Origin of the sequence: Pseudomonas sp. JZ114 (assembly GCF_051027705.1) — a bacterium.
In the GTDB taxonomy this organism is placed as follows: Bacteria; Pseudomonadota; Gammaproteobacteria; order Pseudomonadales; family Pseudomonadaceae; genus Chryseomonas; species Chryseomonas luteola.
Window position 1 is genome coordinate 1,038,053 of record NZ_CP069256.1, and the last position, 26,355, is coordinate 1,064,407.

General features: G+C 53.8%; 31 protein-coding genes. 27 read left to right on the top strand and 4 right to left on the bottom strand.

Going from position 1 to position 26,355, the window contains the following annotated elements; all coding sequences use genetic code 11:
* The first annotated feature begins 3 nt into the window (after positions 1–3).
* The 7 genes from JQR90_RS04830 to hisC all read left to right on the top strand — a co-directional run bounded on the left by JQR90_RS04830 (position 4) and on the right by hisC (position 5,725).
* Complete coding sequence (locus JQR90_RS04830) at positions 4–651, top strand: MlaC/ttg2D family ABC transporter substrate-binding protein (RefSeq protein ID WP_010797292.1); 648 nt, start codon at positions 4–6, stop codon at positions 649–651.
* Entirely contained in the window at positions 648–959 is a 312-nt protein-coding gene (locus JQR90_RS04835; RefSeq protein WP_010797293.1) for an STAS domain-containing protein, read from the top strand. Before JQR90_RS04830 ends, JQR90_RS04835 begins: the two co-directional genes overlap by 4 nt.
* A gap of 97 nt (positions 960–1,056) precedes the next feature.
* A complete protein-coding gene (locus JQR90_RS04840) occupies positions 1,057–1,296 on the top strand; it encodes a BolA family protein (protein ID WP_010797294.1) in 240 nt (79 codons plus the stop codon).
* 22 nt (positions 1,297–1,318) lie between these two features.
* Positions 1,319–2,584, top strand: a complete 1,266-nt coding sequence (gene murA / locus JQR90_RS04845; RefSeq protein WP_010797295.1) for a UDP-N-acetylglucosamine 1-carboxyvinyltransferase — start codon at positions 1,319–1,321, stop codon at positions 2,582–2,584.
* A gap of 6 nt (positions 2,585–2,590) precedes the next feature.
* Positions 2,591–3,226 carry an ATP phosphoribosyltransferase gene (hisG, locus tag JQR90_RS04850; protein WP_286790403.1) on the top strand — a complete coding sequence of 212 codons (636 nt, stop codon included), beginning with the start codon at positions 2,591–2,593 and terminating at the stop codon, positions 3,224–3,226.
* A gap of 122 nt (positions 3,227–3,348) precedes the next feature.
* Entirely contained in the window at positions 3,349–4,659 is a 1,311-nt protein-coding gene (gene hisD, locus JQR90_RS04855; protein ID WP_010797297.1) for a histidinol dehydrogenase, read from the top strand.
* 4 nt (positions 4,660–4,663) lie between these two features.
* On the top strand, positions 4,664–5,725 hold the full coding sequence (hisC, locus tag JQR90_RS04860) for a histidinol-phosphate transaminase (protein WP_010797298.1): 1,062 nt from the start codon (positions 4,664–4,666) through the stop codon (positions 5,723–5,725).
* A gap of 17 nt (positions 5,726–5,742) precedes the next feature.
* Here hisC and JQR90_RS04865 read toward each other — a convergent pair whose 3' ends face one another.
* On the bottom strand, positions 5,743–6,927 hold the full coding sequence (locus tag JQR90_RS04865) for a S1C family serine protease (RefSeq protein ID WP_010797299.1): 1,185 nt from the start codon (positions 6,925–6,927) through the stop codon (positions 5,743–5,745).
* A gap of 124 nt (positions 6,928–7,051) precedes the next feature.
* On the opposite strand from JQR90_RS04865, the gene JQR90_RS04870 reads away from it, so the two are divergent.
* The 3 genes from JQR90_RS04870 to cysN all read left to right on the top strand — a co-directional run bounded on the left by JQR90_RS04870 (position 7,052) and on the right by cysN (position 10,745).
* Positions 7,052–7,810, top strand: a complete 759-nt coding sequence (locus tag JQR90_RS04870; protein ID WP_434140568.1) for a Nif3-like dinuclear metal center hexameric protein — start codon at positions 7,052–7,054, stop codon at positions 7,808–7,810.
* Positions 7,811–7,927: 117 nt separating this feature from the next.
* Entirely contained in the window at positions 7,928–8,845 is a 918-nt protein-coding gene (cysD, locus tag JQR90_RS04875; RefSeq protein ID WP_010797301.1) for a sulfate adenylyltransferase subunit CysD, read from the top strand.
* A 1-nt stretch (position 8,846) separates the two neighbouring features.
* Positions 8,847–10,745: a sulfate adenylyltransferase subunit CysN gene (gene cysN / locus JQR90_RS04880; RefSeq protein ID WP_286790404.1), complete on the top strand. Its 1,899-nt coding sequence runs from the start codon at positions 8,847–8,849 to the stop codon at positions 10,743–10,745.
* Positions 10,746–10,791: 46 nt separating this feature from the next.
* Here cysN and JQR90_RS04885 read toward each other — a convergent pair whose 3' ends face one another.
* Positions 10,792–11,226, bottom strand: coding sequence for a YhcB family protein (locus tag JQR90_RS04885; RefSeq protein WP_122043306.1), 435 nt, complete (start codon positions 11,224–11,226; stop codon positions 10,792–10,794).
* Between the two features lie 135 nt (positions 11,227–11,361).
* On the opposite strand from JQR90_RS04885, the gene JQR90_RS04890 reads away from it, so the two are divergent.
* The 4 genes from JQR90_RS04890 to nfi all read left to right on the top strand — a co-directional run bounded on the left by JQR90_RS04890 (position 11,362) and on the right by nfi (position 15,439).
* Entirely contained in the window at positions 11,362–11,994 is a 633-nt protein-coding gene (locus tag JQR90_RS04890) for an alpha/beta hydrolase (protein WP_286790405.1), read from the top strand.
* Positions 11,995–12,075: 81 nt separating this feature from the next.
* Positions 12,076–13,428, top strand: a complete 1,353-nt coding sequence (locus JQR90_RS04895; RefSeq protein WP_010797305.1) for a tryptophan--tRNA ligase — start codon at positions 12,076–12,078, stop codon at positions 13,426–13,428.
* A 106-nt stretch (positions 13,429–13,534) separates the two neighbouring features.
* Positions 13,535–14,629 carry a cell division protein ZapE gene (zapE, locus tag JQR90_RS04900; protein ID WP_037030784.1) on the top strand — a complete coding sequence of 365 codons (1,095 nt, stop codon included), beginning with the start codon at positions 13,535–13,537 and terminating at the stop codon, positions 14,627–14,629.
* A gap of 72 nt (positions 14,630–14,701) precedes the next feature.
* Positions 14,702–15,439, top strand: coding sequence for a deoxyribonuclease V (gene nfi, locus JQR90_RS04905; RefSeq protein WP_037030034.1), 738 nt, complete (start codon positions 14,702–14,704; stop codon positions 15,437–15,439).
* Positions 15,440–15,473: 34 nt separating this feature from the next.
* Here the strand turns inward: nfi and JQR90_RS04910 are convergent, their stop codons facing one another.
* The gene (locus JQR90_RS04910; RefSeq protein WP_010797308.1) at positions 15,474–16,511 is read right to left on the bottom strand and encodes an NADP(H)-dependent aldo-keto reductase; all 1,038 of its coding nucleotides are present in this window, start codon (positions 16,509–16,511) and stop codon (positions 15,474–15,476) included.
* 226 nt (positions 16,512–16,737) lie between these two features.
* On the opposite strand from JQR90_RS04910, the gene rplM reads away from it, so the two are divergent.
* The 7 genes from rplM to JQR90_RS04945 all read left to right on the top strand — a co-directional run bounded on the left by rplM (position 16,738) and on the right by JQR90_RS04945 (position 21,411).
* Positions 16,738–17,166 (top strand): 50S ribosomal protein L13, encoded by a 429-nt coding sequence (gene rplM / locus JQR90_RS04915; protein ID WP_010797309.1) that lies wholly within the window; start codon positions 16,738–16,740, stop codon positions 17,164–17,166.
* Positions 17,167–17,181: 15 nt separating this feature from the next.
* Positions 17,182–17,574: a 30S ribosomal protein S9 gene (gene rpsI, locus JQR90_RS04920; protein WP_010797310.1), complete on the top strand. Its 393-nt coding sequence runs from the start codon at positions 17,182–17,184 to the stop codon at positions 17,572–17,574.
* A 187-nt stretch (positions 17,575–17,761) separates the two neighbouring features.
* Positions 17,762–18,358: a ubiquinol-cytochrome c reductase iron-sulfur subunit gene (gene petA, locus JQR90_RS04925; protein ID WP_010797311.1), complete on the top strand. Its 597-nt coding sequence runs from the start codon at positions 17,762–17,764 to the stop codon at positions 18,356–18,358.
* Positions 18,355–19,566 (top strand): cytochrome b, encoded by a 1,212-nt coding sequence (locus JQR90_RS04930; protein WP_010797312.1) that lies wholly within the window; start codon positions 18,355–18,357, stop codon positions 19,564–19,566. Before petA ends, JQR90_RS04930 begins: the two co-directional genes overlap by 4 nt.
* Positions 19,566–20,294, top strand: a complete 729-nt coding sequence (locus tag JQR90_RS04935; protein WP_010797313.1) for a cytochrome c1 — start codon at positions 19,566–19,568, stop codon at positions 20,292–20,294. The genes JQR90_RS04930 and JQR90_RS04935 overlap by 1 nt, the downstream gene beginning before the upstream one ends.
* A gap of 75 nt (positions 20,295–20,369) precedes the next feature.
* Positions 20,370–20,987: a glutathione S-transferase N-terminal domain-containing protein gene (locus JQR90_RS04940; RefSeq protein ID WP_010797314.1), complete on the top strand. Its 618-nt coding sequence runs from the start codon at positions 20,370–20,372 to the stop codon at positions 20,985–20,987.
* A gap of 13 nt (positions 20,988–21,000) precedes the next feature.
* Positions 21,001–21,411, top strand: a complete 411-nt coding sequence (locus tag JQR90_RS04945; RefSeq protein ID WP_010797315.1) for a ClpXP protease specificity-enhancing factor — start codon at positions 21,001–21,003, stop codon at positions 21,409–21,411.
* A gap of 34 nt (positions 21,412–21,445) precedes the next feature.
* Here the strand turns inward: JQR90_RS04945 and suhB are convergent, their stop codons facing one another.
* Positions 21,446–22,261 (bottom strand): type III secretion system regulator SuhB, encoded by an 816-nt coding sequence (gene suhB, locus JQR90_RS04950; protein ID WP_010797316.1) that lies wholly within the window; start codon positions 22,259–22,261, stop codon positions 21,446–21,448.
* Between the two features lie 135 nt (positions 22,262–22,396).
* On the opposite strand from suhB, the gene trmJ reads away from it, so the two are divergent.
* The 6 genes from trmJ to hscB all read left to right on the top strand — a co-directional run bounded on the left by trmJ (position 22,397) and on the right by hscB (position 26,326).
* Positions 22,397–23,170 carry a tRNA (cytosine(32)/uridine(32)-2'-O)-methyltransferase TrmJ gene (gene trmJ, locus JQR90_RS04955; RefSeq protein WP_010797317.1) on the top strand — a complete coding sequence of 258 codons (774 nt, stop codon included), beginning with the start codon at positions 22,397–22,399 and terminating at the stop codon, positions 23,168–23,170.
* 133 nt (positions 23,171–23,303) lie between these two features.
* On the top strand, positions 23,304–23,801 hold the full coding sequence (gene iscR, locus JQR90_RS04960; RefSeq protein WP_010797318.1) for a Fe-S cluster assembly transcriptional regulator IscR: 498 nt from the start codon (positions 23,304–23,306) through the stop codon (positions 23,799–23,801).
* A 31-nt stretch (positions 23,802–23,832) separates the two neighbouring features.
* A complete protein-coding gene (locus JQR90_RS04965) occupies positions 23,833–25,047 on the top strand; it encodes an IscS subfamily cysteine desulfurase (protein ID WP_010797319.1) in 1,215 nt (404 codons plus the stop codon).
* A gap of 28 nt (positions 25,048–25,075) precedes the next feature.
* Positions 25,076–25,462 carry a Fe-S cluster assembly scaffold IscU gene (iscU, locus tag JQR90_RS04970; RefSeq protein WP_010797320.1) on the top strand — a complete coding sequence of 129 codons (387 nt, stop codon included), beginning with the start codon at positions 25,076–25,078 and terminating at the stop codon, positions 25,460–25,462.
* 10 nt (positions 25,463–25,472) lie between these two features.
* A complete protein-coding gene (gene iscA / locus JQR90_RS04975; protein WP_074827960.1) occupies positions 25,473–25,796 on the top strand; it encodes an iron-sulfur cluster assembly protein IscA in 324 nt (107 codons plus the stop codon).
* A gap of 8 nt (positions 25,797–25,804) precedes the next feature.
* Positions 25,805–26,326 carry a co-chaperone HscB gene (hscB, locus tag JQR90_RS04980; protein WP_010797322.1) on the top strand — a complete coding sequence of 174 codons (522 nt, stop codon included), beginning with the start codon at positions 25,805–25,807 and terminating at the stop codon, positions 26,324–26,326.
* The last annotated feature ends 29 nt before the right edge of the window (positions 26,327–26,355 follow it).

The following is a 26,355-nucleotide window of genomic DNA, read 5'->3' on the forward strand; positions in this document are numbered from 1 at the left end:
GACATGCTTAAATTATTGCGAAACAGCGTTCTGGCCTTGCTGGCCGTAGTGCCATTGCTGGCCTTTGCAGCGCCTTCGGCTCATGATGTCATTCAACAGACTACAGATAAGTTGCTGTCTGATCTGCAAACTAACAAGGAAACATACCGGAGCAATCCAGATGCTTTCTATAACTCTTTGAACGAGATCCTTGGTCCGGTCGTTGATGCCGAAGGTATCTCCCGCAGCATCATGACCGTAAGGTACAGTCGTCAGGCATCGCCTGAGCAAATGGCTCGCTTCCAGGAGAACTTTAAGCGAAGCCTGATGCAGTTCTATGGCAACGCACTGTTGGAGTACAACAATCAGGGTATCAAGGTTCTGCCGGCAACTGACAATGATCCCGAGCGTACTAGCGTAGGCATGGAAGTACGTGATAGCCGCGGAACTGTCTATCCGGTCTCTTATACCATGGTAAATATCAATGGTAGTTGGAGAGTGCGTAACGTAATCATCAACGGCATTAATATCGGTAAGCTGTTCCGTGATCAGTTTGCCCAGTCCATGCAGGCCAACGGCAACAACTTGGACAAGGTTATCGATAGCTGGGCCAATACCGTGGCGCGTGCCAAAAACTCTCCTGAAGCTCAAAAGGCCCAGGCTGGCTCATGAGTACGCAGGCGCATCTAGGAGAGAAGGTGCCGGGCGTCATGACGCTGTCTGGTCTTCTCGATCATCAGACGACGGTATCGCTGCGTCAGGAAGGGCAGCGCTATATACAGCAGAGTAGTACCGATGTGATCGTGATCGACTGTGCTGGTGTCGAGCGCTCCAACAGTGCAGGGCTTTCCTTGTTGCTGTCCTTTCAACGTGATGTGTTGCAGGCTGGCAAAAAACTTGAGGTTTGGAATTTGCCTGCAGATATGAAGCAGATCGCAAGTGTGTCCGGTTTGCTGGACATTCTTCCTCTCTCTCATTGAATATCCCATCGCCCTCTATCTGCAACCTTGGGGTTCGCAGTTGGAGGGCTTTTTTGTATTATGTCTGGCTGCGGAATAGGCTGCCAGGAGGTTGAACATGCAGGCTGAAGAAGTTAAACGCTTATTGGAAGCACAACTGCCGGAAACTCAGGTTGAGGTAGAAGGCGAGGGCTGCAACTTCCAATTGAACCTGATTGGCGATGAATTGGCTGCTATGAGCCCAGTAAAGCGCCAGCAGCAAGTCTATTCCCATCTCAATGCATTGATCGCTGATGGCAGCATCCATGCAGTCACTATGAAATTCTATACGCGCGCCGCTTGGGCTGAACGGGCTTGAGTTCGGCGCCGCCGAGATACCTATGGATAAATTGATTATTACCGGTGGCGCCAGCCTAAACGGAGAGATCCGTATTTCAGGCGCAAAAAACTCTGCCTTGCCGATCCTGGCTGCCACCTTGCTTGCGGATACGCCTGTAACTGTTTGCAATCTGCCGCATCTGCATGACATTACTACCATGATCGAATTGTTCGGTCGTATGGGGGTGCAGCCGGTTATCGACGAAAAGCTCAACGTTGAAGTAAATGCTTCGACTATCAAGACGCTTGTAGCGCCCTATGAGCTGGTCAAGACCATGCGCGCCTCTATTCTGGTGCTGGGTCCGATGCTGGCTCGTTTCGGCGAAGCCGAAGTCGCACTGCCCGGCGGATGTGCCATTGGCTCGCGTCCGGTCGATTTGCACCTGCGCGGCCTTGAGGCGATGGGTGCCCAGATTGAAGTCGAGGCAGGCTATATCAAAGCCAAGGCTCCAGCGGGCGGCCTGCGTGGCGCACATTACTTCTTTGATACCGTCAGTGTAACCGGTACTGAAAACGTTCTGATGGCGGCAACGCTGGCCAAAGGACGTAGCGTCATCCAGAACGCTGCACGTGAGCCGGAAGTCGTGGATCTGGCCAATTGCCTGATCGCCATGGGAGCCCATATTGAAGGTGCCGGTACCGATACCATTACGGTAGAAGGTGTCGAGCGTCTGGGTGGCGCCCGTTATTCCGTACTGCCCGACCGTATCGAGACGGGTAGTTATCTGGTTGCGGCGGCAGCTACCCGTGGTCGCGTCAAGCTCAAGGATACTGATCCTTCCATTCTCGAAGCCGTTCTGCTCAAGCTGGAAGAGGCAGGTGCCCACGTTTCTACTGGATCCAATTGGATCGAGCTGGACATGAAAGGGAATCGACCCAAGGCAGTCAATGTGCGTACTGCACCGTACCCTGCATTCCCAACAGATATGCAGGCGCAGTTCATCTCCATGAACGCTGTGGCAGAAGGCACAGGAACGGTAGTTGAAACGATCTTTGAAAACCGCTTCATGCACGTCTATGAAATGACTCGCATGGGCGCTCAGATCGCTGTGGAAGGTAATGCTGCCATCGTAACCGGCATTCCTCACCTGAAGGCTGCCCCCGTAATGGCTACTGACTTGCGTGCATCGGCCAGCCTGGTAATCGCTGCGCTGGTAGCGGAAGGCGATACCCTGATCGACCGCATCTACCATATCGATCGGGGTTATGAGTGCATCGAGGAAAAGCTACAACTTCTGGGTGCTAAAATTCGCCGTGTTCCGGGTTAAGGGCTCATGCTGACTATCGCGCTTTCAAAAGGCCGAATCCTGAACGATACGCTGCCGCTTCTTGCGGCGGCGGGTATCGTCCCAACTGAAGACCCCGATAAAAGCCGCAAGCTGATCATCCTCACAAGTCTGGATGATGTGCGCTTGTTGATCGTACGTGCGACTGACGTGCCGACCTACGTTGAGCAAGGCGCAGCTGACTTGGGTGTTGCGGGAAAGGATGTGCTTATGGAGCACTCTGGCCAAGGACTCTACGAGCCGCTGGATCTGCAGATCGCCAAATGCCGGCTGATGACAGCGGGTGCAGTAAATGCTCCAGAGCCACGTGGCCGCCTCAAGGTAGCGACCAAGTTTGTCAATATCGCCAAACGTTACTATGCCGAGCAGGGACGTCAGGTCGATATCATCAAGCTCTATGGCTCCATGGAGCTTGCACCTCTAGTGGGGCTGGCTGACAAGATCATTGACGTGGTCGATACAGGTAATACTTTGCGCGCCAATGGGCTTGAGCCGCAGGAGCTGATTGCCCATGTCAGCTCTCGATTGATCGTCAACAAGGCTTCGATGAAGATGCAGCACGCGCGTATCCAGGCGCTGATCGATGTGCTGCGTGCTACGGTCGAAGAGCGACACCAGGCCTGACCTTTCGCACGGCTGATGCCGTGCCTGCCTATCCGTGTCATAGCCAATTTTCTCAGGTACCCGCACGGCAGGGCTGATACTCTAGCGGTGCCTGAGACTAGCCATTGATAAGAGGCTTCGCTATGACCGCACCGATTACGCTTCGCCGACTCGACGCTGCCGATCCTGATTTCGCGCGTCATCTGGATCATCTGCTGAGCTGGGAAAGTGTTTCTGACGCTGGCGTCAATCAGCGAGTCCTGGAGATTATCGAGGCTGTTCGCACCCGAGGGGATGAAGCTCTGGTGGAGTTCACACAGCGCTTTGATGGCGTCCAGGCTAGCTCAATGGCTGATCTGATTCTGCCTCGCGAAAGACTTGAGTTGGCTCTTACGCGCATTACCGATGAGCAGCGAAATGCTCTTGAGCATGCAGCAGATCGTGTTCGCAGCTATCACGAAAAGCAAAAGCAGGACTCCTGGCGTTATACGGAAGCGGATGGCACCGTTCTTGGGCAGCAAGTGACGCCGCTTGATCGGGCTGGGTTATATGTACCTGGCGGTAAGGCTTCCTATCCCTCTTCGGTGTTGATGAACGCCATTCCTGCCAAGGTTGCCGGTGTTGCTGAAGTTGTAATGGTCGTGCCAACGCCTCGTGGTGAAATCAACGAGCTGGTGCTCGCTGCCGCGTGCATTGCAGGCGTGGACCGCGTTTTTACTGTGGGTGGTGCGCAAGCAGTAGCGGCACTGGCTTACGGTACGCAAAGCGTCCCTCGTGTGGACAAGATTGTAGGGCCAGGCAATATCTATGTTGCAACGGCCAAGCGTCATGTCTTCGGACAGGTGGGTATCGACATGATTGCCGGGCCCTCCGAGATTCTAGTGGTCTGTGATGGCCAGACTGATCCTGACTGGATCGCCATGGATCTGTTTTCTCAGGCTGAGCATGATGAAGATGCCCAGTCGATACTTGTCAGCCCTGATGCCGAGTTTCTGGACAGGGTTGCTGAAAGTATCGCTCGTCTTCTGCCTACAATGGAGCGTGCTGAAATCATCCGAACGTCCTTGGAAGGACGAGGTGCTCTGATTCATGTTGCCGATCAGGCTCGGGCCTGCGAGGTCGTCAATCGCATTGCGCCTGAGCATTTGGAGCTCTCTGTAGCTGATCCTGAAGCCTGGTTGCCGGGCATTCGCCACGCGGGCGCGATCTTCATGGGGCGTTATACCGCTGAGGCACTGGGGGATTATTGTGCAGGGCCCAACCATGTTCTACCCACGTCCGGCACTGCACGTTTCTCTTCTCCTTTGGGCGTGTATGACTTCCAGAAGCGCTCGTCCTTGATCTTTTGTTCCGCGGATGGCGCTTCAGTGCTGGGGCGTACCGCCTCGGTGCTTGCGCGTGGGGAGTCCCTGACAGCTCATGCGCGCAGCGCTGAATACCGGATCAAGGAGTGATGTCATGAGTCGATTCTGGAGCCCCTTTGTCGAGAAGCTGGTGCCGTATGTACCTGGCGAGCAGCCCAAGATTGCCAATCTGGTAAAACTCAACACCAACGAAAACCCCTACGGCCCTTCGCCCAAGGTTATTGATGCTATACGGGCTGAGCTGGGCGAGGGCTTGCGGCTGTATCCTGATCCCAATGGGGATCGGTTGAAGCAGGCGGTAGCAGAGTATTATTCAATCAATGTCGAGCAAGTGTTTGTAGGCAATGGTTCGGATGAAGTGCTTGCCCATATCTTTCACGGCTTGTTTCAGCACAAGGCGCCCTTGCTGTTCCCGGACATTTCTTACAGCTTCTATCCAGTGTACTGTGGATTGTATGAGATTCCATTCGAAGCGTTGCCATTGGATGAGCACTATCAGATCAATCTGGGCGACTATATCCGGCCTAACGCCGGTATTATTTTTCCCAATCCCAACGCGCCTACAGGGTGTCCGGTAGGGTTGGAGCACATCGAGTCGCTTCTGCAAAAGAACACGGACTCGGTTGTTGTGGTTGATGAAGCCTATGTGGATTTTGGTGGCGAGACTGCTATTTCACTGGTGGGTCGTTATCCAAATCTGCTAGTGACTCAAACGCTCTCCAAGTCTCGCTCTCTGGCAGGCTTGAGGGTTGGGCTGGCAGTAGGTCATCCCGATCTCATCGAGGCATTGGAGCGTATCAAGAACAGTTTCAATTCATACCCGCTTGATCGGTTGGCGCTGGCAGGCGCCGTCGCAGCGTTTGAAGACAGGGATTATTTCAGTCAAACGTGCGGAGCAGTGATTGAAAGCCGAACGGTGCTGGTAGCCGAATTGGAAGCACTGGGTTTCCATGTGCTGCCCTCTGCTGCAAATTTCGTGTTCGCTCAGCATCCTTCGTATGAGGGGGCTGAATTGGCGGCTGCATTGCGTGAAAGACGCGTCATTGTGCGTCACTTCAATAAGCCTCGAATCGATAAGTTCTTGCGTATCACTATTGGTACGCCAGAACAAAATGCTGTTTTGATCGAGGCGTTGAAGGACTACGGACTCGCCTGATGGAAGAAGAAACGGCGCTATGGGGCGCCGTTTTTTTGTGCTGACTCATCAGGGGAGGGCCCGGATGACGTGCTGGTATCAATGGGTGGCCTTAAACCTATGATTCCGGTCAGTTTGAGCGGCTTGCCATTGCGAAGCACTTCTATCGAGATTTTGTCTCCAGGTCTGCTGCGTGCGACCTGATTCATGGACTGGCGACCATCGATCGCAGGTTCGTTGTCTAGCTTAAGCAGAATGTCGCCTGGCTGCAGGCCGGCACGTTGTGCCGGACCGTTGGGGTAAACCCCAGAAACGACAATGCCGTCCTGATTAGGCAGGTTGAACGAGGCGGCAAGCTCTGGGGAAATACGTTCTACCTCAACACCTAGCCAGCCGCGAATTACCTGGCCGTGGGCAATGATTGATTGCATGACGTCCATGGCCAGTTTGATGGGTATGGCGAAGCCGATACCCTGCGAGCCACCGGATAAAATCGCTGTGTTGATCCCAATCAGATTGCCGTTGGCATCTACCAGTGCCCCACCAGAGTTACCCAGGTTGATGGCTGCATCTGTCTGGATGAAATCCTCATAGGTATTTAGCCCCAGCTGGTTACGGCCTGTGGCACTGATAATGCCCATGGTCACCGTCTGACCTACGCCGAACGGGTTGCCAATAGCCAGTGCCACATCCCCGATGCGAATGGCTTCCGAATGGCCGATGGAGATGGCCGGAAGACTATTCAGATCAATCTTGAGAACAGCCAGATCTGTATCGGGATCGCTTCCTATCAGATGCGCCACCGTCTGCCGGCCATCCTGTAACGCCACGACAATGGTATCGGCGTCAGAGGTGACATGGTTGTTGGTCAGCAGATAGCCTTCATGGCTCATGATCACTGCCGAACCCAGGCTCAGCTCTTCGTTACTCTTTGGTGGATTCTTATCAAAGTAGGGTTTGAATAAGGGGTCATCCTGAATTGGCGCGCTGGGCTTCTTGGGATGCTTGGTCGAACGTAGTGAAACTACGGCCGGAGCTGCCTTACTGGCGGCATCAGCATAAGAGACCGGGCCTTGAGTGCGAGGAGAGGTCTCAGTCGTCTGCTCGAAGTGTACCTGCTGCTTGGGCAAGCCTACCCATTCAGGAAATCGAATGACTACCACCGCTGCCAGCAGGATGCCTACCACGATGGGCCAGCCGTAGGAGCGCAAGGCCTTTAACATTATTACCAATCCTTGTTGCGAGGCCTGTGTACGGCCGATAAGGTGCGGCCATTATACGGAGCTGCCTTTGTCTATAAAGACATGCGAACCGATTGGTAGAGCCTGTTTAATGGAGAATATAACCATGACCATAGCCTTGACGACACTGCTGGATGAGGCGAACCGCTATCTTGATGCTGCTGCAATCAAGGATTACTGCCCCAATGGCCTGCAAGTGGAAGGTCGCGCTACGGTGGCTCGTATCGTTAGCGGTGTGACCGCAAGCCAGGCGTTGTTGGATGCCGCGATAGAGGCGGGGGCCGACATGGTGCTTGTGCACCACGGCTACTTCTGGAAAAGCGAGGATCCGCGTGTCATTGGAATGAAGCAGCGTCGACTCAAGATCTTGATCATTAATGACGTGAGCCTGGTGGCTTATCACCTGCCGCTCGATTTGCATCCTGTGGTGGGTAATAACGTTCAGCTGGCCGAGCGCTTGGGTATCACGGTTGAGGGAGGGATCGAGCCAGGTAATCCACGCTCTATCGTTTTGCAAGGGACACTAAGTGAACCGCGTACCGCTGCCGAGTTTGCAGCTCATATCAAGCATGTTCTAGGGCGCGAACCTCTCGTAATCGAGGGTGATCGCCCCATCAAGCGGATCGCCTGGTGTACAGGGGGAGCCCAGGGTTATATCGATCAGGCTATCACCGCTGGTGTTGATGCCTATCTTACAGGTGAAGTATCGGAGCAGACCGTTCACAGTGCGCGTGAAAATGGCATCAGTTTTTTTGCGGCTGGCCATCATGCGACCGAGCGTTACGGCGTTCAGGCTTTGGGAGAGTATCTTGCAGGACGTTTTGGCATAGAGCATGTCTTCATCGACAGTTCAAATCCGGCTTGAATATATATATAGAACACTTGGTTCTAAGCAGGCTCCTGAATAGAAGAGTTATGCTGTGGTATCGTGAATGTTCGTCCACGGCCCGCTGGCCGTCCCTCCGCAATTCCGTGAGTAGCCATGCTCGATAAACTGACTCATTTGAAACAGCTCGAAGCGGAAAGCATCCACATCATTCGTGAGGTGGCCGCCGAATTCGACAACCCTGTGATGTTGTATTCCATCGGTAAAGATTCCGCGGTAATGCTGCATCTGGCGCGTAAAGCCTTTTTTCCCGGCAAGTTGCCGTTTCCTGTTCTGCACGTCGATACAGGCTGGAAATTCAAAGCCATGTACGAGTTTCGTGATCGCATGGTCAAGGAAATGGGACTGGATCTTCTGATTCACCAAAACCCAGAAGGCGTCGCTCAGGGAATCAATCCCTTTACACATGGTAGCGCCAAGCATACCGATGTGATGAAGACTCAAGGCCTCAAACAGGCACTGGATAAATACGGCTTCGACGCTGCCTTTGGCGGCGCACGTCGCGATGAAGAAAAGTCTCGTGCCAAGGAGCGCGTCTATTCGTTCCGTGACACTAAACACCGCTGGGATCCAAAGAACCAGCGCCCGGAGTTGTGGAATATCTACAACGGCAACATCAATAAGGGCGAGTCGATTCGGGTCTTCCCGCTTTCGAACTGGACCGAGCTGGATATCTGGCAATACATCTATCTGGAGAGTATCCCGATCGTTCCGCTGTACTTTGCGGCAGAGCGGGACGTCATCGAGAAGAATGGCACGCTCATCATGATCGACGACGAGCGTATTCTCGATCACCTTTCCGACGAGGAAAAAGCACGTATTCAGAAGCAGCAGGTCCGCTTCCGTACCCTGGGTTGCTATCCACTTACCGGGGCGGTCGAGTCTTCTGCGGCTACGCTACCCGATATCATTCAGGAAATGCTGCTGACTCGGACCTCCGAGCGTCAGGGTCGAGTCATTGACCATGATGCGGCGGGGTCAATGGAAGAGAAGAAACGTCAGGGGTATTTCTAATATGTCGCATCAATCCGAACTGATTAGTCAGGACATCCTGGCATACCTGGCCCAGCACGAGCGCAAGGAGCTACTTCGCTTCCTGACGTGCGGCAACGTAGATGATGGCAAGAGCACCCTTATTGGTCGCCTGCTGCATGATTCCAAGATGATCTATGAAGATCATCTTGAGGCAATTACTCGCGACTCCAAGAAAGTCGGTACCACAGGCGAGGAAGTGGATCTGGCGCTGCTGGTGGATGGCTTGCAGGCCGAGCGTGAGCAGGGCATCACCATTGATGTGGCGTATCGTTATTTTTCTACGGCCAAGCGCAAGTTCATCATTGCCGATACTCCTGGTCATGAGCAGTACACTCGCAATATGGCAACCGGTGCGTCCACTTGTGACCTTGCGATTATCCTGATCGACGCACGTTACGGTGTGCAGACCCAAACACGTCGTCACAGTTTTATTGCATCGCTGCTCGGCATCAAGCACGTTGTGGTTGCGGTGAACAAGATGGATCTGCTGGGCTTTGACGAAGCGGTTTTCAACCGGATCCGCGAGGATTACCTGAGCTTTGCCGAGCGCATCAATCTGGGCGCCAAGGACATTCACTTTGTCCCGATGTCAGCGCTCAAGGGCGATAACGTGGTCAATCGCAGCGAGCAAACGCCCTGGTATACCGGCAAGCCGCTGATGGAAATTCTGGAAACCGTCGAGATCGCAGCTGATCGCAATGTCACCGACATGCGCTTTCCGGTCCAGTACGTAAACCGTCCAAACCTGAACTTCCGCGGATTTGCCGGTACTCTGGCCTCTGGCGTGGTGCATAAGGGTGATGAGGTTGTTGTGCTGCCATCAGGCAAGGGTAGCCGCGTGAAATCCATCGTCACGTTCGAGGGCGAGCTGGAGCAGGCTATTCCTGGTCAGGCCGTTACGCTGACGCTTGAAGATGAAATCGATATCTCCCGTGGAGATCTGCTGGTTCATCCAGATAATCGACCCCACGTGACGGATAGCTTCGAAGCCATGCTGGTTTGGATGGCTGAAGAGCCCATGCTGCCTGGCAAGAAATACGATATCAAGCGTGCAACCAGCTATGTCCCCGGCTCTCTGCCCAGCATCGTGCATACGGTTGATGTAAACACGCTGGAAAAAGGTCAGGCCAGCCAGCTCAAGCTGAACGAGATTGCGCGGGTCAAGGTCAGCCTGGATGCCCCTATCGCTCTAGACAGTTACGAGCGCAACCGTACCACGGGTGCCTTCATCGTTATCGATCGGCTTACCAATGGTACGGTCGGCGCAGGCATGATCATCGCGGATCCCAAGGTGGGCGGTACTGCCGATCAGCATGGCCATCAGCTACATGTCTCCACTGAGGAGCGCGCGGCTCGGTTCGGCCAGCAGCCTGCTACGGTGCTCTTTACAGGTCTTTCCGGCGCAGGCAAGAGCACGCTGGCGTATGCAGTCGAGCGCAAGCTGTTCGATGCCGGACGTGCGGTGTATGTACTGGATGGGCAGAACCTGCGTCATGACCTTAACAAGGGGCTTCCGCAGGATCGTGCAGGGCGTCGTGAGAATTGGCTTCGGGCGGCCCATGTGGCCCGTCAGTTTAATGAGGCCGGCCTGTTGACCCTTGCCGCATTCGTAGCGCCGGACGCCGAAGGGCGTGAGCAGGCCAAGACGCTGATCGGTCCTGAGCGGGTCATTACAGTGTACGTTCAGGCCTCCCCGCAGGCATGTCGTGAACGCGATCCTCAGGGGCTGTATGCGGCTGAGGGTGACAACATCCCGGGTGAGTCCTTCCCCTACGATGTGCCGCTAAACGCCGACCTGACAATCGATACGCAAAGCCTTTCCATTGAGGAAGGAGCCAGGCAGGTAATCGCCTTGCTGCGGGCCAGAGGTCATATCTAGGTGTTAATAAAAAGCCCGGCTATTGCCGGGCTTTTTATTTATCTTTTCAACGATGATTCTTAAGGCCGTAGGCCTCATCCAGCCCGCTGTCAGTATCGCCCTTTGGCGCGTAGTCCTTGGGCGCCTCTGCAGGACCGTCCAGACGGTCGCGTGGTGATGGGTAGTTGTCATGGCTATGCAGGGCCGCTTGTAGGCGCTGGCGTGTCAACTCGTCCAGAGCCAGGCGATCCGCACCTTCGGAAAGGTGACGCTGTACATCCTGGTAATTCTGGGTGAGTTTTTTCACAAGTCCTGCCGTTGTGCTGAAGTGGCTAGTGACCTCATGTTGATAACTGTCAAAGCGCTGCTGAAGCTCGTCAAGCTGGCGTTGTACTCGGTTGGGCGCGGTGCCAGGCATCAGGCGCGCAATCAGAAAGCCGATGCCTATACCAACGAGCAGGGCAATAACAGGCATTAGCCAAATAGTCAGGGACTGGTCCACGAATCTTCCTCTCTGAACGTCTTTTGCATTACGGTAACGGCTTCTTGCTGCGCTTGTACACTGTCCCATGTTAAATAGTGAGCGCAGTCAACGAGCTAGACGAGTCGACCCGATAGAGGGTCACGGAGTTCAGGTGTGTCTACACGAGAAAATCCAGTTTCGATCGAAGGGCCTTCAGGGCCACTCGAAGCCTTGCATCTTGATCAGCCTGACGCCCATGGCGTAGCGATCATCTGCCATCCGCATCCCCTGTTTGACGGGACTATGCACAATAAGGTCATTTCTACGCTGCAACGTACTGTAAGGGATGCAGGCTTTTCCACGCTACGTTTCAACTTTCGAGGCGTAGGACAAAGCGCTGGAAGCTACGGTGAGGGAGCAGGTGAGATTGATGATGCCTATGCGGCTGCACAGTGGTTGATAAGGCAGCACCCAGGGGTACCTTTAACCGTCATGGGGTTTTCATTCGGTGCCTGTGTGGCGGGATGCCTGGCAGGGCGTCTGGAAGGAGGCGGGCAGGCATTGACTCGTCTGTTCATGCTAGCTCCTTCTGTCGAACGCTTCGATATTGAAGGTAAGCTACCGCTGCGCTGTCCTTTGACGGTCATTCAGCCCGAGGCCGATGAAGTCGTCACGCCGGAAAAGGTCTATGCCTGGTCTGAAGCGTTGCAGCAGCGCCATGAGTTAATCAAAGTCCCTGAGTGCAGCCATTTCTTTCATGGCAAACTGACCGACCTCAAAGCGCTGGTCCAGCCTCGACTGGACTGATTAAGCCGTTGCGTCCGAAGACGCCGTAATTGGCGGCCATGCCTGATACTGGCCGCCCTAGATGAGAATGCACCATACGCCATGACCACACGTATTCTGACCGGTATTACCACAACCGGTACTCCTCACCTTGGTAATTATGCAGGCGCTATCCGTCCTGCCATTGTAGCCAGTCGCTCGGCCGATACCGACTCGTTTTATTTCCTGGCGGATTATCACGCCTTGATCAAGTGCGATGATCCGTTGCGTATTCAACGCTCTCGCCTTGAAATTGCTGCTACATGGCTGGCGTGTGGTCTTGACCCTGAAAGGGTCACGTTCTATCGCCAATCCGATATTCCGGAAATACCGGAGTTGACATGGCTGTTAACCTGCGTCACCGCCAAAGGTTTGCTCAACCGCGCTCATGCTTACAAGGCCTCCGTTGACAAGAACGTCGCTGCTGGCGAAGACCCGGATGCTGGCGTCACGATGGGGCTATACAGCTATCCGGTCCTGATGGCAGCAGACATCCTGATGTTTAACGCTCATCAAGTACCGGTAGGTCGGGACCAAATCCAGCACGTTGAAATGGCACGTGACATCGCTCAACGCTTCAATCATCTGTTTGGTGCCGGCAAGGATTTCTTTGAGCTGCCTGAAGCGCTTATCGAGGAGACGGTTGCCACTCTGCCGGGGCTGGATGGTCGCAAGATGTCCAAAAGCTACGATAACACGATCCCACTTTTTGGGACCGCCAAGCAGCTCAAGGAGGCGATTGCCCGTATCGTCACTGATTCGCGAGAGCCGGGCGAACCCAAAGATCCGGACAGCGCTCATTTGTTTACGCTTTATCAGGCATTTGCTACAGCCGAGCAGACGGCCGAGTTCCGTCATGATCTGCAGGGTGGTCTGGCTTGGGGGGAGGCCAAGCAGCGTCTGTTCCAGCTTTTGGAGGCAGAGCTGGGCGAGGCAAGAGAGCATTATAATGCATTGATTGCCAAGCCAGACGACATTGAAGACGTTCTTCTGGCCGGTGCTACCAAGGCGCGTAAGATAGCTACACCGTTCCTGGGTGAGTTGCGCGAGGCTGTGGGGCTTCGCTCCCTGAATGCCCAGGTCAAGACTGAAAAGACCAAGAAAAAGGCCGCGAAGCGGGCGCGTTTCGTTAGCTTCCGTGAGCATGATGGTACTTTCCGCTTCAGACTGCTAGCCGCCGATGGCTCTCAACTGCTGCTTTCTCGCGCCTTTGCGGATCCAAAAACCGCTGGGCAGATGACGCAGCGCCTCCAGAGCGAGGCTGGGCAGCTGGAAATCAAGGCAGAAGAGCTACGCTTCACGGTATGGCTGGCTGGCGAGCCTGTGGCAGAAAGCCCGGACTTCGCTAATGCCGATGAGCGTCAACACGCTGTTGATGCCTTGCGTGAAGCATTGGTGGAAATGACTGCCGAGTAATGGCGCCTATCGCCGAGGCGGGCGGCTTAAGCCGCTTGCCTCGTTAATTGTCAACTTGGAAGCTCGCCGCTAAAGTGAGCTCCCCTTCGAATCTATGCAGCCTGTCATGACACCCTTAGAGCGCTACAAGGCCGATCTGGAACGTCCCGACTTTTTTCATGACCCTGCTCAGGAGCAGGCGGTAAAGCATCTTCAGCGGCTTTATGATGACCTGGTTAGCCAGGCAGACAGCAAGCCTGGGTTGCTAGGCCGTCTTTTGGGAAAAAAGCCCGCTGGCCCTGTAAAGGGGCTTTATTTCTGGGGCGGGGTAGGGCGCGGCAAGACCTATCTGGTTGACACCTTTTATGACTCACTTCCCTTCGACAAGAAGATGCGTACCCACTTTCATCGGTTCATGAAGAGAGTGCATGAGGAGTTAAAGACGCTAAAAGGTGAGAAGAACCCATTGACCATCATTGGTCGGCGCTTTGCGGACGAAGCTCGTGTCATCTGCTTTGACGAGTTTTTCGTATCGGACATTACCGACGCCATGATTCTGGCAACGCTGCTGGATGAGCTGTTCAAAAACGGCGTATCGCTAGTGGCAACTTCCAATATCGTCCCTGATGGGCTTTACAAGGATGGATTGCAGCGCGCCCGCTTCCTGCCTGCGATTGAGTTGCTGAAGCAGCACACCGAAATCGTCAATGTCGACAGCGGTGTGGATTATCGTTTGCGTGCGCTGGAGCAGGCTGAGCTTTATCACTGGCCGTTAACGGAGCAGGCCGAGACGGAAATGGCCAAAAGCTTCAAGGCGCTTACGGTGGAGTGCGGTAGTGCATCAACTGGTGAGCCGTTGGTTATCGAGAACCGGGAGATCAAACCACGCAAGACGTGCGACGATGTAGCCTGGTTCGAGTTTCGAGAGCTCTGTGACGGTCCTCGTAGCCAGAACGACTACATTGAGCTGGGTAAGATCTTTCAGGCGGTACTGGTTTCCAACGTCGAGCAGATGAATGCAACGAAAGACGATATGGCGCGTCGCTTCATCAACCTGGTCGATGAGTTCTACGACCGTAACGTTAAATTGATCCTGTCGGCAGAAGTTGAGCTTAAGGATCTGTATGCAGGTGGACGGCTCGAGTTTGAATTTCAGCGTACGCTGAGCCGTTTGCTGGAAATGCAATCCCACGAATATCTGTCGAGAGCGCATAAGCCATAAAATTCAGGGGTCGCAAGAGCGGCCCTGCTGCTATCTGGAACTGGCTGCATCCAATCCGGTTCGAATACCGTAATGGTAACGACAGGAGTCAATGTGGCTACTTCACCTTTCAATGAGTGGGACGGCACGCCCGCCGCTGCGCGCAAACAGCAGATTGAGCTGGCCAAGCAGGTCAGGCTGGAGGATGACTTTCCTTCGCTGCGTCTGATTGCTGGCGTGGATGTAGGCTTTGAGGAGGAGGGCACCGTGACCCGTGCTGCGGCCATCCTGCTCAATGCTGAAACATTGGATCCCATTGCTCAGGCGGTAACTCGTATCCCCACCAATATGCCCTACATTCCTGGGTTGCTTTCCTTTCGAGAGCTGCCTGCGGTTCTGCAGGCCTTATCGGAGCTGCCTGAAACCCCGGACCTGATCTTTTGCGATGGTCACGGGATTGCTCACCCAAGGCGCTTGGGTATTGCTGCCCACTTGGGGGTCGTTACAGGACTGCCAACGATAGGGGTTGCGAAAAAAATCCTGACGGGAAGCCATGAACCTTTGGCAGAAACACGGGGCTCTCAAGTGGACCTGCTTGCCAAGGGAGAGTTGATTGGCACTGTTTTACGCAGCAAGGACAAGGTAAAGCCTCTGATCGTGTCGCCCGGTAATCGGGTCAGTTTGAAAACAGCACCGGAACTGGTTCTGGCGTGCGTGCATAAACACCGCCTGCCCGAGCCGACCCGATTGGCTGATCGACTGGCTTCTCGGCGAGACAAGTCTTCTCAGACATCAGGTCAGCTTGAGGATCAGGGTGATTTATTCTCGTAGCGTAAGCGCTTTCTTGAGAGAAAGCGCTTTTCCGTTAGGGCGCTGGATTGGGTTGGACTTTATGAATGGCCTCAATGCCTGCGACCACTTCCTCCGATAGCGTCAGGTTTGTGCTGTCGAGATTGCTTTGAAGCTGCTCCAGAGAGGTCGCTCCAATGATATTGCTGGTAACAAATGGACGGCTGGTAACGTAAGCCAGTGCCATTTGTGCAGGATCAAGGCCGTGCTGCTTGGCTAGCTGAACGTATTGTTCGGTAGCTCGCATCGTTTCAGGATTGTTGTAGCGAGTGAAGCGGCTGAACAGTGTCAGGCGTGCGTGTTCCGGCCTTGCACCGTTGGCATACTTTCCGGTTAGCATGCCAAACGCCAGTGGCGAATAGGCCAGGAGCCCGCATTGCTCGCGGATAGCGATTTCCGCCAGACCTACTTCAAAGGATCGGTTCAGGAGGTTGTAGGGGTTCTGAATGGTGACTGCACGTGGCCAGCCGCGCTCTTCCGCCAGTTGAAGAAAGCGCATCGTGCCCCATGGTGTCTCATTGGAAAGTCCGATATGGCGAATCTTTCCCGCCTGGACCTGCTCATTCAAGACTTCAAGCGTTTCCTCAAGCGGCGTAAACGTCTTGTCATTATGGACATAGCCCAGCTTGCCGAAAAAATTGGTTTCTCGATCCGGCCAATGCAATTGATAAAGGTCGATGTAATCCGTTTGCAGACGTTCAAGGCTACCTTCCAGTGCCGCGACAATGTGCTGCCGGTTGTGCTTTAGGTTGCCGTCACGGATGTGGGAAATGTTATTGCCCGGCCCGGCAACCTTGCTGGTCAGGATCCATTGGTCACGGTTGCCTCGTTTCTTGAAGTAATTTCCGATAATGCGTTCTGTCTGGCCATAGGTCTCTGGTCGCGGAGGGACAGGGTACATCTCGGCGGCATCCATGAAATTGATGCCATGTTCTGCTGCCCGGTCTATTTGAGCGAAAGCTTCATCCTGGGTGTTCTGCTCTCCCCAGGTCATGGTGCCCAGGCAGAGTTCGCTGACGCTGATGGTGGTTCGTCCAAGGCTACGATACTTCATTTAATTTCCTTTCTTGATGTGATAACAGTTGATATTTTCACAGTAATCGTCATAATTCCGCAGCTTTATTGACAGGGGATGCCTAGCCTGTCGATTTTCGCCGTAGCGGACGCGCTGACCCGAGCCCCCGATTAGCGTCTGTTTCCGGCTGCCCTTGACTTGTCAAGGATCGTACTGTTCTGTAAGATTTGCCGTCTTTTTTCAGGCGGCCCTGAGGCCATAACGAATGAAAACCTTCACAGCAAAACCGGAAACTGTTAAGCGCGACTGGTATGTCGTCGACGCTGCCGGCCAGACCCTGGGTCGTCTGGCTACTGAAATTGCTAGCCGTCTGCGTGGCAAGCATAAGCCGGAATACACTCCTCATGTTGATACTGGCGACTATATCGTTGTTATCAATGCCGAGCAGGTTCGTGTAACTGGCGCCAAAACTACCGACAAGATGTACTACCACCATTCCGGCTTCCCGGGTGGTATCAAGTCGATCAACTTCGAAAAGCTGATCGCTCGTGCTCCTGAGCGCGTTATCGAAACCGCAGTCAAAGGTATGCTGCCGAAGAACCCACTGGGTCGCGACATGTATCGTAAGCTGAAGGTTTACAAAGGTAGCGTTCATCCGCATACCGCTCAGCAGCCTCAAGAACTGAAGATTTAAACGGGATAGTACATAATGTCGGCGACTCAAAATTACGGTACTGGCCGTCGTAAGACAGCTACCGCTCGCGTTTTCCTGCGTCCGGGCACTGGCCAGATTTCCATCAATAATCGTAACATCGACGTATTTTTCGGTCGTGAAACAGCTCGCATGGTTGTTCGTCAGCCGCTTGAGCTGACTGAAACCCTCGAAAAATTCGACGTGTACGTAACTGTTGCGGGTGGCGGTGTTAGCGGCCAGGCCGGTGCTATTCGTCACGGTATCACTCGTGCTCTGATCGAATACGACGAAACCTACCGCAGCTCTCTGCGCAAAGCGGGTTATGTTACCCGTGACGCGCGTGAAGTTGAGCGTAAGAAAGTCGGTCTGCGTAAAGCGCGTAAGCGTCCGCAGTACTCCAAGCGTTAAGCTCCAGCAGCTTCGCTTGCAAAACCCAGTCTCTTTCGAGACTGGGTTTTTTTTTGCCCTGCGTCTGTTGCCTAGCTATGTTTGGGCAGGTTTGGCTAAAGCAGATGAATAGGTTCTCTCGTTGAATTTAAGTATCCTCTGCCTTCGCGTGACATGGCTTGGGTGGTGGTGGCCGAAGGGGCTTTGAATGAGTGATGGGGGTGTCAATCAGGGGCGTCGCCGACTATTGGTGGCGGCAACCTCGGTAATAGGCGCAGTGGGGGTCGCTGGCGCCGCTATCCCGTTTATTAAATCATGGTCTCCAAGTGCCAAGGCGAAAGCCGCTGGCGCTCCGATAAGGGTCAATATTTCCAAGTTGGAGCCGGGGCGGCAAATTGTTATTGAATGGCGTGGTCAGCCTGTTTTTGTACTCAGGCGTGGCGCAGATGCATTGGAGCGCCTGTCGAGGTTGGAAAATCAGCTGGCTGACCCTGATTCTCATGACTCAATACAGCCCGATTATGTAAACAGTCGCTTGCGTTCAATCAGGCCGGATGTGCTGGTCGTGGTAGGTGTTTGCACTCATTTAGGCTGCTCCCCGATCTTTAGGCCGGAAGTTGCTCCTGCTGACCTAGGAACGGAGTGGTTGGGAGGATATTTCTGCCCATGTCATGGCTCACGCTATGATCTGGCTGGAAGGGTGTACAAGGCGCAGCCTGCGCCGCTCAACCTAGTGGTTCCGCCTTACGCTTACGAGTCTGAACATATTATTGTGATAGGCATGAGTCAAAAGGAGGCGGGATGAGCAGGTTGAAGGCTTGGCTAAATGCTCGTTTTCCTGCTTCGCGTCTATGGAGCGAGCACCTAAGCCACTATTACGCACCCAAGAACTTTAATGTCCTTTATTTTTTTGGATCCCTGGCCTTGCTTGTCCTGTTCAACCAATTGGTAACAGGCATTTGGTTGGCGATGAGCTATACCCCCACGGCAGCAGGTGCCTTTGCTTCAATTGAATACATCATGCGCGATGTCGATTACGGCTGGCTCATTCGTTATCTGCATTCAACAGGCGCCTCAGCTGTTTTTATTGTTGTCTACCTGCATATGTTTCGAAGCCTGCTCTATGGGTCTTACCAAAAGCCGCGCGAGTTAGTCTGGGTCTTTGGCATGTTGCTGTATCTTCTACTCATGGCCGAGGCGTTCATGGGATACCTGCTGCCTTGGGGGCAGATGTCTTATTGGGGGGCTCAGGTAATCATCGCTCTGTTTGGCGCCATTCCTGTGGTGGGCGAAGACCTGGCGCAATGGATACGCGGCGATTACCTAATTTCAGGTATTACGCTCAATCGCTTCTTTGCGCTGCATGTTATCGCGCTGCCACTACTGCTGGTCGGATTGGTGGTGCTGCATATTCTTGCCCTGCACGAAGTGGGTTCCAATAATCCGCTGGGGGTGGATATCAGAAAAAGCCTTGATGAAACGGGTAGGCCGCTTGATGGTATTCCCTTTCATCCGTATTACACCGTCAAAGACCTAATGGGTGTGGCGGTCTTTCTCTTTATCTTCTGTAGCGTGGTTTTCTTCTTTCCTGAAGGTGGTGGTTATTTTCTGGAGAGATCGAATTTTGAAATTGCCGATCCGCTGAAGACGCCTGAGCATATCGCTCCAGTTTGGTATTTCACGCCTTTTTACGCGATGCTTCGAGCTGTGCCTGACAAGCTGGCCGGCATCATGATTATGGGAGCAGCTGTTGCCGTCCTATTCGTAGTGCCCTGGCTAGATCGCAGTCCTGTAAAGTCGATGCGCTTCAAAGGATGGATGAGCCGATTGGCGCTGTTGCTCTTTTGTATGGCCTTTGTAGCGCTTGGCGTACTAGGGGTTCTTCCCCCTACGTCTGAACGGATTTTTCTATCTCGCTTGGCTACTGTGCTGTACTTTGGCTATTTCGTCTTCATGCCGTTTTACACCCGTGTCGAGCGGGTAGGTCTGGTACCTGAGAGGGTAGTAAGGTGATGCTGTTCAGGCTAATGGCATTGCTGGTGCTCACGTGTATGCCATTAGCCCTGAAGGGGGCGGAAAATGTTCCGTTTGAGAAGGTTCGCGTTGACCTTTCTGACAAGGCCGCCCTTCAGGAAGGGGCGCGCACCTTTGTTAATTTTTGTATGGGGTGTCATGGCACCCAGTATCAGCGTTATGAGCATGTAGCTAGGGACCTTTCCATTCCTGAGGATGTTCTACAAAAAACACTGATTTTTACTGAGGCCAAGCCAGGCGATCACATGACTTCAAGTATGCGTGCTGAGGATGCAATGGGCTGGTTTGGCGCCGTACCTCCTGATTTGACGCTGGTGGCTCGCGTTCGAGGGGAAGACTGGCTGTATCACTATCTCAAAGGATTTTATGAAGATCCCTCCAGGCCCTGGGGCGTGAACAACCTCGTATACCCCAATGTAGCCATGCCAAATGTCCTGGGCGCTTTGCAGGGCCGTCAGGCCTGTCTGCCTGTAGAAGAGAATAGCGCAGGCAGTTGCAGGGAGCTTGTTGTCATTTCAGGGACAGGATCGCAAACCGCTGAGCAGTTTGACCAAACGGTTCGCCATCTTGTGGCTTTTCTAGCGTATTCAGCGGACCCGAATAAAGAAAAGGCTGAGCGGATTGGCGTTTATGTTCTGGCGTATCTGGCAATTCTTTTTGTATTTGCCTACCTGCTCAAGCGAGAATATTGGAAAGACGTCCAATGATGTCTGTTTTTAGTGGGATCTGTGCCGTGAGGTGCGATCGTTTGCCCTGTTTGGGGCTGCACAGCGAAGAAGTGTATGGCTAATGTAACGCGTCTCACCTGTTTTTCTGACTCTAGGGATCCGTACTCGCATCGTGTTCGCCTTGTGCTTGCCGAGAAGCAGGTCGATGTGGAGGTTAAAGATATCGATCCTGCCAGGTATCCGGCAGCACTGGCTGATGCGAATCCCTATAGGACACTACCTGTTCTGCAGGATCGTGATCTTGTGTTATATGACTCGACCATCGTGCTGGAGTATTTGGAGGAGCGCTATCCCCATCCTCCGCTATTGCCGGCTTACCCTGTTGCTCGAGCACAGATGCGATTGCTCATGCATCGCATCCAGAAGGATTGGTGCGACAGCGCTGATGTCATCATGAGTCAGCAAAAAGGAGGTGGTGATGTTCAGCAGGTTCGCCGGCAGCTCGCCAGCAGTCTTACTTCGGTTGCTCCTCTTTTTGCAGACAAAAAATTCTTCTTAAATGAAGAAATGAGTCTGGTTGACTGCTATTTATTGCCTTTGCTCTGGCGTTTACCTGGCCTGGGTGTTGAGTTGCCGCGACAAGCCAAGCCGATTTTTGATTATATGGATCGCCATTTCGTCCGCGATACCTTTCAGGCGAGCTTGTCGCCAGTTGAGCGCGAGATGCGCTGATAGGAGGAACATAATGAATTCAAGCCGTCCCTATTTGATTCGGGCGCTGTATGAGTGGATCGTGGATAACGATTGCACACCGCATATCCTGGTCAATGCGGACTATCCGAATGTGCTGGTTCCGCCGGGCTATGCCAGTGACGGTCAGATTGTTCTCAACGTTGCGCCAGGAGCTATTCGCCAATTGCACATGGATAACGAAGCCGTGAGTTTCGATGGGCGGTTTGGTGGTGTAGCCCATAGTCTCTATGTGCCCACCCAAGCTGTTCTGGCTATCTATGCGCGCGAAAATGGGCAGGGGATGGTGTTTGATCTGGAGCCTTCTTCTCCAGATGATGATCCCAAGGGTAAGTCGGAAGGTTCTGCGCCTAAGTCGGCGCCAAGCAAGCCGCAAGGGCGGCCTAGCCTGAAAGTAGTCAAGTAAAACGAAACCGCCCACATCAGTGGGCGGTTTTCATTCAGCGCTTCAGTGAGGCGGGTAGGTGAGGTTGCAGCGTAGTCAAGAGTGCCTTGAAGCACTTGGTGTTGCCTGCTACTACATGGCCTTTTTCAAGGTAGTCATGGCCGCCATTGAAGTCGCTGACCAGACCGCCAGCTTCCTGAATCAGTAGCGCACCTGCTGCCATATCCCACTCGGATAGCCCCATTTCCCAGAAGGCATCGAATCGACCAGCGGCCACATAAGCTAGATCCAATGCAGCAGATCCCGCGCGGCGAATACCTGCGGTTTGGGTGCTCAGGGTGCGGAACATGCCTAGATAATTATCCAGGTAGTCCATATTGCTGGAGCGATACGGGAAGCCAGTGCCGATCAAGGCACCCTCAAGGCTTTTACGAGTGCTGACACGCAAGCGTCGGCCATTGAGGGCGGCGCCACGTCCGCGACTGGCGGTAAATTCTTCCTGACGAACCGGGTCCAATACAACGGCATGCTCGATGCGGCCGCGATACTTGCACGCGATGCTGACAGAGAAGTGCGGGACGCCATGAATGAAGTTGGTGGTTCCATCCAGCGGATCGACGACCCACAGATAATCAGCGCCATCACCCTGACCTTCGATGAGTCCGGACTCCTCGCCTAGAAAGCCGTGGTTGGGGTAAGCCTTGCGTAAAACGTTGAAAATAGCTTGTTCGGCGGCCCGGTCGACCTCGGTCACGAAATCGTTGGCGCCTTTTTCGTCGATAGCGATGAGGTCCAGGCGCTCGATTGAGCGAAAGATCAATTCACCGGCACTACGAGCTGCGCGCAGCGCAATGTTCAGCATGGGCTGCATGAGAAACCACCTGGTTGTAAAAGAAAGCCGGTTATTCTAGCAGAAAAGAATGCAGAGAGCGGTTGCCTTGTCGGCATGAATGGTTTTGCGCACAGGGGTCCGGTAAGATTCGCACCTTTAAAGAGGGGGTGCTACTTGCTCGAGAACATACGCGTTGTCCTAGTTAACACAAGCCATCCTGGCAATATTGGCGGTGCGGCTCGCGCCATAAAGAACATGGGATTGAAGCGGCTGTATCTGGTGCAGCCTGAGCAGTTCCCCCATGGCGATGCCATAGCGCGTGCATCCGGTGCCACGGATGTGCTGGATAATGCTTGTGTTGTTGAAACGCTGGAAGATGCGCTGACAGGGTGCAGCGTTGTTCTGGGAACCAGCGCAAGGGATCGCCGTATCCCCTGGCCGCTGCTCGATCCCCGTGAGTGCGCACAAACGTCGCTGCAGCATGCCGAGGTGGGTGGGGAGGTGGCGCTGGTATTTGGTCGCGAATATGCAGGTCTGACGAATGAAGAGCTTCAGCGCTGCAATTTTCATGTTCATATTCCTTCTGACCCGGAATTTGGCTCTCTGAATCTTGCGGCTGCGGTACAGGTGCTCGTCTACGAGGTACGCATGGCATGGTTGGCCCTTCAAGGGCAGCCCACCAAGATGAGCAAGGTCGAAAGTACGGCCATGCTCAATACCCAGCTGGTCACTGTTGAGGAGTTGGAGCTGTTCTATCGCCATCTCGAGGAAACGCTTATCGATATTCGTTTTCTCGATCCCGAGAAGCCTCGCCATCTCATGTCTCGCCTACGCAGGCTTTATGGGCGCAGTGCAATCACCAAGCTGGAGATGAATATCCTTCGTGGTGTTCTGACCGAGACGCAAAAGGTTGTTCGTGGCGAAAAATGCAAAACTGATGATGTCTGAAGGCCAGTTTTAGCCGAGTGCGCCAACGCCTCTGGTCGGCTTTAATGGTTGACTGAATCGATAGGGCTTATAGTTGACTTAAATAGTCAGGAATTGCATACTTGACCTATCTAAAGTACATCCTGGTTTTGCCATGAGACTGACAACCAAAGGACGATACGCCGTCACCGCCATGCTTGATCTGGCGCTGCATGCGCAGCGTGGACCGGTCTCCCTGGCTGACATCTCTGAGCGCCAAGGTATATCGCTTTCCTATCTTGAGCAGCTGTTTGCCAAGTTGCGCCGTGGCACTTTGGTAACCAGTGTGCGTGGACCGGGCGGTGGTTACCAACTGTCGCGCGATATGCAGGACATTCATGTCGCTCAGGTCATCGATGCCGTAAACGAGTCTGTCGATGCTACCCGCTGTCAGGGGCAGGGCGATTGCCATTCCGGTGACATATGCCTGACGCATCACTTGTGGTGCGATCTGAGCGAGCAGATTCATACGTTTCTCAGCGGTATCACGCTAGCGGATCTAGTCGCGCGTAATGAGATACAAGCTGTAGCGAACCGTCAGGACAAGCGAGTGTGCAATAGCCGAACTCGTGCCTCGGACATTGAAAAGATTGAAGCGTCCGCTATTGAGTGAGCCGGCCGCCAGCCTGATATAGGAGTTACCGATGAAATTACCGATTTATCTTGATTACTCTGCAACTACTCCAGTCGATCCACGTGTCGCTCAGAAAATGAGCGAGTGTCTCTTGGTAGATGGTAACTTTGGTAATCCAGCCTCGCGCTCGCACATGTTTGGCTGGAAGGCTGAAGAAGCGGTCGAGAATGCTCGCCGTCAGGTTGCCGAGTTAGTGAATGCCGATCCACGTGAAATCGTTTGGACATCCGGTGCGACCGAATCGGATAACCTGGCGATCAAAGGTGTGGCTCACTTCTATCAGAGCAAGGGCAAGCACATCATTACGTCGAAGATCGAGCACAAGGCCGTATTGGATACGACTCGCCAGCTCGAGCGCGAAGGTTTTGAGGTGACTTACCTAGAGCCAGGCGAAGATGGCCTGATCACGCCGGATATGGTTGAAGCAGTATTGCGTGAGGACACCATTCTGGTTTCCCTGATGCACGTCAACAACGAGATCGGCACTATCAATGACATCGCTGCGCTGGGTGAGCTTACGCGTGCCCGTGGCATCCTGTTCCATGTGGATGCTGCTCAGTCAACTGGTAAGGTTGAGATCGACCTTGAGACGCTGAAAGTTGACCTCATGTCCTTCTCGGCACACAAGACCTATGGTCCGAAAGGTATTGGTGCGCTTTATGTTCGTCGTAAGCCGCGCGTTCGTCTTGAGGCGCAGACCCATGGCGGCGGTCACGAGCGTGGTATGCGTTCCGGTACGCTGGCGACTCACCAGATCGTCGGGATGGGCGAGGCCTTCCGAATTGCTAAGGAAGAGATGGCGCAGGAAAACGTTCGTATCAAGGCGCTGAGTGATCGTTTCTACAGCAAGCTTCAGGATATGGAAGAGCTGTATGTAAACGGCAGTCTGGTTTCACGCGTACCGCATAACTTGAACTTGAGCTTCAACTATGTAGAGGGTGAATCCCTGATCATGGCGCTCAAGGATCTGGCGGTATCGTCGGGTTCGGCCTGTACTTCGGCCTCGCTTGAGCCTTCCTATGTGCTGCGCGCGTTAGGCCGTAACGATGAACTGGCTCATAGCTCCATTCGTTTCACCTTTGGCCGTTTCACGACCGAAGAAGAAGTTGATTACGCCGCCGAGAAAGTGCGTGATGCAGTAACCAAGCTGCGTGAACTTTCTCCGTTGTGGGATATGTACAAAGAGGGCGTTGACCTGACCACAGTTGAATGGCAGGCACACTAAACCGCTCCTGATGAGTGAGGATTGAGAAATGGCTTACAGCGATAAAGTAATCGATCACTACGAAAACCCGCGTAACGTTGGCAAATTCGATGCCGAAGATCCTGACGTCGGAACAGGCATGGTTGGTGCGCCGGCGTGTGGTGATGTCATGCGTCTGCAGATCAAGGTCAACGATCAGGGCGTCATCGAAGATGCACGCTTCAAGACCTATGGCTGTGGCTCTGCCATCGCTTCCAGCTCGCTCGCTACCGAGTGGATGAAGGGCAAGACCATCGATGAGGCAGAGGCGATCAAGAACTCCATGATTGCTGAAGAGCTAGCTTTGCCTCCGGTCAAGATTCACTGCTCGGTTCTGGCCGAAGACGCCATCAAGGCGGCGGTGCAGGACTATAAGCAGAAGAAAGGTTTGGCTTGAGGAGGCACTGATGGCCATTAGCATGACTGAATCTGCTGCACGTCACGTGCAGCGTTCTCTGGAAGGACGCGGCAAAGGCGAAGGTATCCGTCTGGGCGTACGTACCACCGGATGTTCGGGCTTGGCCTATGTGCTGGAATTCGTTGATACGCTGGCTGAAGAAGATCAGGTGTTCGAAAGCCATGGCGTCAAGGTCATCATTGATCCGAAGAGCCTTGTCTACCTTGACGGTACCGAACTGGACTTCGTCAAGGAAGGACTCAACGAGGGATTCAAATTCAATAACCCTAACGTGCGCGGTGAGTGTGGCTGCGGCGAAAGCTTCAACGTTTGAGGTCGCCCGTGGGAACGCCTTGTCACTTTGCCTTGTTCGATCTCAAGCCGTCTTTTGCGCTTGATCTTGAGCAGCTTTCGAGTCGCTATCGTGAGCTTGCGCGTACAGTGCATCCTGATCGCTTTGCCGATGCCCCCGAGCGGGAGCGGCGACAGGCACTGGAGCGTGCGGCGCAGTTGAACGAGGCGTATCACGTTCTCAAGACTCCCTCGCGGCGAGCCCGTTACCTGCTGTCACTTCAAGGGCATGAAATGCCTGTTGAGGCGACTATCCAGGATCCCGACTTTCTCCTTCAGCAGATGCAGTGGCGTGAAGAGTTGGAAGAATTGCAGGATGAGGGGGACGTTGATGGTATCGCGCCCTTCAAGCAGCGTTTGAAGAACTCCCAGGCTGAACTCGAGCATAAGTTCGATTCGTGTTGGGAGAACGCTTCGAAACAGGAAACTGCAGAACGGCTTGTTCGCCGCATGCAGTTTCTCGACAAGCTGAGCAGCGAAGTGCGTCAGTTGGAAGAGCGCCTCGACGATTAATCTGGCGCCTGCTTAAAGGCGCCCCTAGC